Raw genomic sequence first — 6,594 nt, forward strand, 5'->3', positions numbered from 1 at the left:
GCCCGCGCCGGCCCGGCCCGCGCCGAGGAGCCGGCGCAGGCGCGTCCGGTTGAGCGCGTCCCGCGTGGCCGACGCCACCCCCGCCACCGACCCCAGGTCCGGGTGGTCGCGGGCGAGCCGTTCGCGATCGGCCGGGCCGAGCGAATGCCACAGCGCCGCGACGTCCCGGGGATCGTCGCCGGTCGACCCGGACAGGTCGATGCACGGGCGAGTGGCGGCGTCGGCGTACCCGGCGAGCGAGTCGGCGGCCTCGCGAAGCCGCACTGTGAGCGCGCGATCGGCTTCCTCGACCGCCGCCGTGTCGCCCGTGCCGGGGCTCACCTGGTCGTCGTCGCCCCAACAGACCAGCGCCCGCGCCAGCCTCGACCCCTCCACCCGGAGGACGTCGGCCAAGAATAGGCACGCGCCCGAGACCATCCGCGCCTCGGCGGCCGCGTCCCCCACCCGGCCGCGCGCGCGGGACCCGGCGTGACCGAACCACCCGCCGCCGGCTGCCGCGCCCCCGCCGAGTCGTCGTGCCACCGCATCGAGGTCGGCCGCCGTGTCCGCGGTCTCCCGACCCACCACCGCAGCCCGCGACTCGGCGGCGTCCACCGCGATGACCAGTTCCTCAGCCCGCCGCGCCTCCGACATCGCGGGCCACCTCCCCGTCGGCGTCCGCCAGCAGGCCCGCCGCGCGCGTCATGGCGTCGCCGATCCGGTCGGTCTCCACCGCGCAGTCCCGCGCCCGCCGTGCCAGCAGCGCCGCGCACTCCGCCAGGGCGGGGCCCGTGAGCAGCCCCTGCTGCCCGATCTGGACCCCGGCCGCGGCCGCCGACGCCACCTCCAGCGCCGCGACCAGCTCCCCCGCCTGCTCCGCCATCCGCGCCCCGGCCTCGCGCACCCGGGCCGCCTCCGCCCCGACCGCCACCTGCTCGAACGCCAGCAACGCCGACGCCACCCGACCCTGCCTCGCGCCCCACGCCCCCGCGTCCGGTCCCGTCCCCTCCATCGACCACTCCCCCCTCCGGCGCGGATCGGTCGAGCCGCTCGGGAACACACGCTAGGGGCGGCGGGCCACGGAATCGGTCCCGCCGGCGCGGGCTGTGGATGGGGTGGACGACCATCCACAGCCCGCACGGGAGGCCCGGAGGCGGGTCAGACCGGGCTAGACCGGGTCAGGCCGAGTCGGGCAGGTTCAGGCGAGATCCGGCTGGGCCGCGTAGCGTCCGCCCAGCACGCGCACCAGCACCAACCCCATGCCCACCGCCGCGACGATCAGCGGGCCCCGGGAGTACGCCGACGGCAGCGAGTCGGCGCCCGCCACCGCGGCGTCGGTGATCGCCACCTGGACCCCGATCAGCGCGCCAATCATGCTGGCGGCGATCAGCCACAGGTCCTCGCGGAGCAGCCGCTCGAACCGCCGCAGCCGCGGCGCGGTGGCCGTCCACCAGTCGCGGTTCGGCGCGCTGATCGCCGCCGGCCACAGCAGCGCGAGCCGCGACAGCAGCGGCAGCGGCAGCGCTATGACCAGCGGCAACAGCAGGGACGAGGCCAACGCTCCCGCCCTGCTCGACCAGCCGTCGGCGCGGCCGGCGCTGTCGAAATGCGTCGGCACCCGATCCGGCAGGACGGCCACCTGCCAGGCCAGCACGGCCAGCCACACCACCACCAGTCCCGCGACCAGCACCAGGATCCACGGGGCGGTCGGCTCACGCGGCAGATCGCGGGCGTCGTCGGTGAGGCTCCTCGTCGTCGTCATATGTCGGACCCGTGGGGCACACTCCGCGGCATGACCATCACCACGCCCCGCCCCTACCTCACCACCGTGACGCGCGAGGCCGCCTCGCGGGCCCGCTCGCGAGCGAGCTCGACGTCCTCGGCGGTCGCCACGGCCACGCCCATGCGCCGGAACTCGCTGGCGGACGGCTTGCCGAAGAGCCGAAGTTCGGACTCGGGCACCGCGAGCGCGCGGGCGACACCCTCGAATCCGACGCCCTCGACCATCCCACCCTGGGCCGTCCCGCCCTCTCCCGCGTCCGGCCCGATCCCTGTGCCGCCGTAGATCACCGCGGACGCGCCCGGGCTGGCCATGGTCGTGACCACCGGCAGGCCGAGGACCGCGCGGGCGTGCATCTCGAACTCGCTGAGCACCTGGCTGCGAAGGGTCACCAGACCGGTGTCGTGCGGGCGGGGGCTGACCTCGGAGAAGTAGACGTCGACGCCCTTGACGAACAGCTCCACGCCGAACACGCCCACCCCGCCGAGCGCGCCGGTGATCCGGGCCGCGACAGAGCGGGCCGAGTCGTAGGCGTCCTGCGTCATGGCCTGCGGCTGCCACGACTCCACGTAGTCGCCGCGCTCCTGGCGATGGCCGATCGGCTCGCAGAAGTCGGTGCGGATCTCGCCCGTGTCGGGGTCCACGCTGCGGACGGTGAGCAGGGTGATCTCGTACTCGAAGTCGACGAACGACTCCACGATCACGCGCGCCCCCGCGACCCGGGCGCCGGACTGCGCGTAGTCCCAGGCGGCCTCCACGTCCTGGGGACCGCGAAGGGAGGACTGGCCCTTGCCCGACGACGACATGGTGGGCTTGACCAGGCACGGGAACCCGATCTCGGCGCACGCCTCCTGCAGGTCCTCCAGCGAGGAGGCGAAGGCGTACCTGCTGGTGGGAAGGCCCAGCTCCTCGGCGGCGAGGCGGCGGATGCCCTCCCGGTCCATGGTCAGCTGCACCGCCCGGGCGGTGGGCACCACGCGGGCCAGCCCGTCCTGCTCGATCTGCGCGAGCGCGGCCGTGGCGATGGCCTCGATCTCGGGCAGGATCACGTGCGGCCGCTCGAGTTCCACCACGCGGCGCACCTCCGCCGCGTCGGTCATGTCGATGGTGTGGGCCCGGTGCGCGACCTGGTGGGCGGGCGCCCCGGCATAGCGGTCCACCGCGATCACCTCGACGCCCAGGCGCTGCAGCGCGATGGTGACCTCCTTACCCAGCTCGCCCGAGCCGAGCAGCATCGCGCGGGTGGCGCCGTCCGAGCCGGGCGTGCCGAAGCGGTGCACGACGGGAGGGGCGAGGGGATCGTGAGCGGCGGTCATGGGCATCACGCTAGTAGACCTGCGGCGACGGGCGGAACGCGGCCGAACAGACCGCCGGGCCCGGCACCATGGAGGTGCCGGGCCCGGGGATCAGTCATCGAAGGTCGGTCAGTTGATCGTCTCCACGCCGACCGTGCCCTCGTCGTTGCTGTTGCTGCCGGCCTCGCTGAAGCCGGAACCCGTCGCCGAGTTGCCGTCCGAGCTGGCCGCGCCGAGCGATCCGACCACGGTCGCCGCCATCTCGACGCTGCCACCGGTCACGCTGCCCACACCGATCGAGCCACCGGGCAGGACATCGTTGAGCGCGTCCGCGACGACCTGCTTGTCGATGCCGATGCTGAACGGGTCACTGCCCTGCGGCGCACCCGGCGTGTTGCAGGTGACCATGGCGATCGACGGCTGATCAGAGGTCGGCGCGGTCGCGGTCCACGTCACCGACTCGCCCTTCTCGACGAGCACGCCGTCACCGGGGGACGCATAGAGCACACCGATGATCGAGTTGTACAGATCCTCGTCGTCGTCGGGGTTCGGGTCCGCGATCGCCTCCGGATCGCCCGACGCGTCGGCACGGAGCAGCGATACTCCACCTTCGGCCTCGATGAACTCGAGCCCGGCCTTGAACTTCACTTGGTCGTCTCCGTCGATGCCGCTCTCGATGAACGACGAGAACGGAGCCGTGAAGCCCACGCAACGCTGGTCGACCGTGCCCCCGTTGGTGTAGGTGACGGTCGGTCCACCCGTCTCATTCGGGGTGACCTTCACCGCACCGTTGAGCCCAGCGGAAAACAGCATCACAGCGGACGCGATCTCGGACGAACCCTGAGCCCCGGCCATTCCGGCTCCTGTGAACACAGCTCCGGAGGCGAGCGCGAGGGCGGATGCACCTGCAGCGAGTCGCTTGAATGTAGCCATATGAACTCCTTGCCGTAGTGAGAGCCCCGCAGTTCCTTCTGCGGTGCCACTGCCCGGCGCTCAGGAAACGCCGTACCCAAATTAAATAAGTCAACATAAGTGTTTCTCCATTATGGCCTGCGGGATGGCCCCGTCGGGGGGCATCGCGGCGTCACCATCCGCCGTGATCACGGCGGCATCGCTGACGGTGCTCACCTCCGCGGGCCCTGTGGGCACTCGGGGCGATACGGTGTGGGGAAAGCCACATGAAAGGGCACACCTGTGACCACTGCCTCCTCCGGCCCCCTCGCCGGCATCCGCGTCGTCGAACTCAACGGCATCGGCCCCGGCCCCCACGCCTGCATGATGCTCGCCGACCTGGGCGCCGACGTCGTGACCGTCATGCGCCCCGGCGAGCTCGCCAACTCCGTCGACGGCTGGGCCCACATCACCCGGCGCGGCCGGACCGTGGTCGAGGCCAACCTCAAGAGCGACGACGGACTGGCGCAGGTCCGCGGCCTCATCGCCAAGGCCGACGTCCTGGTCGAGGGCTTCCGTCCCGGGGTCACCGAGCGCATGGGCCTCGGCCCGGACGAGTGCCTCGAGGCCAACCCGCGCCTGGTCTACGCGCGCATGACCGGCTGGGGTCAGCACGGGCCGCTCGCCCACACCGCCGGACACGACCTCAACTACATCTCGCTCACCGGGCACCTCAACGCCACCGCGCGCAAGGGCGAGCGCCCGGTGCCGCCGCTCAACCTGGTCGGCGACTTCGGCGGCGGCTCGATGTTCCTCATCCAGGGCATCCTCGCGGCGATCATCGAGCGCGCCACCTCCGGCAGGGGCCAGGTCATCGACGCCGCCATGACCGACGGCGCCTCCGTGCTGGGCCAGTTCCAGTGGGCCATGCGCGCCCGCGACCAGTGGTCGGACGTCGCCGGCACCAACATGCTGGACACCGGGTTCCCGTTCTACGACGTCTACACCTGCTCCGACGGCAAGTTCATGGCCGTCGGTTGCCTCGAGCCGCAGTTCTACGCCGAGTTCGCCCGCCTGCTGGGGATCGACGGCGAGGGCATGCCGGGCCAGTTCGACCTCGACCGCTGGGACGAGCTGCGGGAGATCATCGCCGGGAAGTTCGCCGAGAAGCCGCGCGACGAGTGGGCCGAGCTGTTCTACGGCACGGACGCGTGCACCACCCCGGTGCTGACCTACACCGAGGCCCTCGACCACCCGCACAACGCCGCCCGCAAGACCTTCGTCGAGGTGGCCGGCGACCTCGGGCCCGCGCCCGCCCCGCGGTTCTCGCGCACCCCGGCCCCCGCCGTCCCGGCCGCGCCGCCGCGGGAGGCGACCGCGATCGATCAGGTCTGGGCCTGAGCATGAGCGAGCCGGGGGCCACCGCCGCTGCGCCGGGCGAGGACCCGCGCGCCGGCGGCGGCTCCCGCCCCACCGGCGGCGGCTCCCGGGTGGCCGGGGTGGTTCTCGGCGTGGACCCGGCCTCCGCCGATCCCCCGTTCCGCCAGCTCAAGGGGCAGATCCTCGAGGCGGTCCGGCGCGGCCTGCTGACCCCCGGAACGCGGATGCCCGCCGTCCGGACTCTCGCCGACCAGGTCGGGGTGGCCGCCAACACCGCCGCGAAGGTCTACCGCGAACTCGAGGAGGCCGGGGTCCTGGAGGGCCGCGGCCGCTCGGGGACCTTCGTCGCGGCGGCCGATCTGCCGTCGGCGGTGCTGGCCCGCGCCGCCGAGGAGTTCACGGACCTGGCGACGGGGGCGGGCTTCGGAGTCGACGACGCGGTCGAGGCCGTACGCAACGCCTTCGTCAGGCAACCGTGACGGGTAGGCCCAGCGACCCGGACAGCCACGGGGAGCCGAGGAGATTCTCGACGGATCCCAGGAGATCGACCGGCGCGGTCCTCTCGATCTCGAGGTAGTGATTACTGAAGTCCCAGCACTCGCTGTAGGCCTGTGAGGCAAACGAGCCGTCCGTCAGGTGAATGTCGGGAAAGAGTTCATCGGTTCGCGGCCCGAGCACCTCGGTAGCGCCGTCGACGACGACTCCGCCGTAGAGGTCGAGCCGGCCCGCGAGCCCGAGTTCCGACGTCGCGGCGGTCAACTCCTCCGAGAGTGGCCTGCCGATGTCCGCGCCCCTGTCGATCGCGTCGTCGTACAGCTGGCCGATGAGCACCGGATCGCCCGCGACCGCGAAGCACTCCAGCACCCGACCGGAATCGTTGGCGTACGAGACGGCCGTCGTGGCTCCTCGTCCCTCGACCGAGAGGGCACTCGGGCTGTCGAAGACCACCGTGTAGGTCGGAGGCTCGGGAGTTGCCGTGGCTACGCCTGGCAGGGCGATCACGGCGATGAGCGCCGACGCGAGTAGTGACGCGCCAACGGTGACTGGACGGTGCATGAGACGCCCTTTCGGAGGTGGGTCACGGCCACTGGGCCGTGTCAACACCATGCGGCACCGCGAAATCAATAACAATCCCCTCATCCGATTTCTGGGATATTGACACCTCAACCGTTACCGGCGCGGTTGGCCTCGGCGCGTCCGGTCGGGCACCGGCCTGGTTGCTCGACGTCCGTGCGGGGTTGCTCGAGGTCCGTGCGGGGTTGCTCGAGG

7 protein-coding genes and 1 pseudogene are annotated in these 6,594 nt (G+C 72.3%); 2 read left to right on the forward strand and 6 right to left on the reverse strand.

All coding sequences use genetic code 11. The annotated features are described in order from the left end of the window. The 5 genes and pseudogenes from Q0444_RS08325 to Q0444_RS08345 form a co-directional block, all read right to left on the reverse strand. Positions 1-633 (reverse strand): annotated as a pseudogene (locus Q0444_RS08325) (hypothetical protein); the annotation flags it as partial. After that, positions 611-991, reverse strand: a complete 381-nt coding sequence (locus Q0444_RS08330) for a hypothetical protein (protein WP_291083487.1) — start codon at positions 989-991, stop codon at positions 611-613. The pseudogene Q0444_RS08325 and the gene Q0444_RS08330, both read right to left, overlap by 23 nt. Before the next feature lie 186 nt (positions 992-1,177). Further along, positions 1,178-1,741, reverse strand: a complete 564-nt coding sequence (locus Q0444_RS08335; protein WP_299022908.1) for a DUF1648 domain-containing protein — start codon at positions 1,739-1,741, stop codon at positions 1,178-1,180. Between the two features lie 53 nt (positions 1,742-1,794). Next, positions 1,795-3,075 (reverse strand): formate-dependent phosphoribosylglycinamide formyltransferase, encoded by a 1,281-nt coding sequence (purT, locus tag Q0444_RS08340; protein WP_299022911.1) that lies wholly within the window; start codon positions 3,073-3,075, stop codon positions 1,795-1,797. 108 nt (positions 3,076-3,183) lie between these two features. Then, positions 3,184-3,909, reverse strand: coding sequence for a hypothetical protein (locus tag Q0444_RS08345; RefSeq protein ID WP_299022913.1), 726 nt, complete (start codon positions 3,907-3,909; stop codon positions 3,184-3,186). Positions 3,910-4,248: 339 nt separating this feature from the next. Between Q0444_RS08345 and Q0444_RS08350 the strand changes: the two genes are divergently transcribed. Further along, positions 4,249-5,346, forward strand: coding sequence for a CaiB/BaiF CoA-transferase family protein (locus Q0444_RS08350; RefSeq protein ID WP_291083475.1), 1,098 nt, complete (start codon positions 4,249-4,251; stop codon positions 5,344-5,346). A 2-nt stretch (positions 5,347-5,348) separates the two neighbouring features. Next, entirely contained in the window at positions 5,349-5,804 is a 456-nt protein-coding gene (locus tag Q0444_RS08355; RefSeq protein ID WP_291083472.1) for a GntR family transcriptional regulator, read from the forward strand. On the opposite strand, the gene Q0444_RS08360 is transcribed toward Q0444_RS08355, so the two are convergent. After that, positions 5,791-6,381 (reverse strand): hypothetical protein, encoded by a 591-nt coding sequence (locus tag Q0444_RS08360; protein ID WP_299022916.1) that lies wholly within the window; start codon positions 6,379-6,381, stop codon positions 5,791-5,793. The two genes, Q0444_RS08355 and Q0444_RS08360, sit on opposite strands and share 14 nt — an antisense overlap. Positions 6,382-6,594: the final 213 nt, after the last annotated feature.

Source organism: uncultured Dietzia sp. (genome assembly GCF_937873725.1).
GTDB lineage: Bacteria > Actinomycetota > Actinomycetes > Mycobacteriales > Mycobacteriaceae > Dietzia.

Coding starts and splice junctions, on each gene's coding strand:
- Q0444_RS08330 (WP_291083487.1), bottom strand. CDS start 991: ATGGAGGGGACGGGACCGGACGCGGGGGCGTGGGGCGCGAGGCAGGGT.
- Q0444_RS08335 (WP_299022908.1), bottom strand. CDS start 1,741: ATGACGACGACGAGGAGCCTCACCGACGACGCCCGCGATCTGCCGCGT.
- purT (WP_299022911.1), bottom strand. CDS start 3,075: ATGACCGCCGCTCACGATCCCCTCGCCCCTCCCGTCGTGCACCGCTTC.
- Q0444_RS08345 (WP_299022913.1), bottom strand. CDS start 3,909: ATGGCCGGGGCTCAGGGTTCGTCCGAGATCGCGTCCGCTGTGATGCTG.
- Q0444_RS08355 (WP_291083472.1), top strand. CDS start 5,349: ATGAGCGAGCCGGGGGCCACCGCCGCTGCGCCGGGCGAGGACCCGCGC.
- Q0444_RS08360 (WP_299022916.1), bottom strand. CDS start 6,381: ATGCACCGTCCAGTCACCGTTGGCGCGTCACTACTCGCGTCGGCGCTC.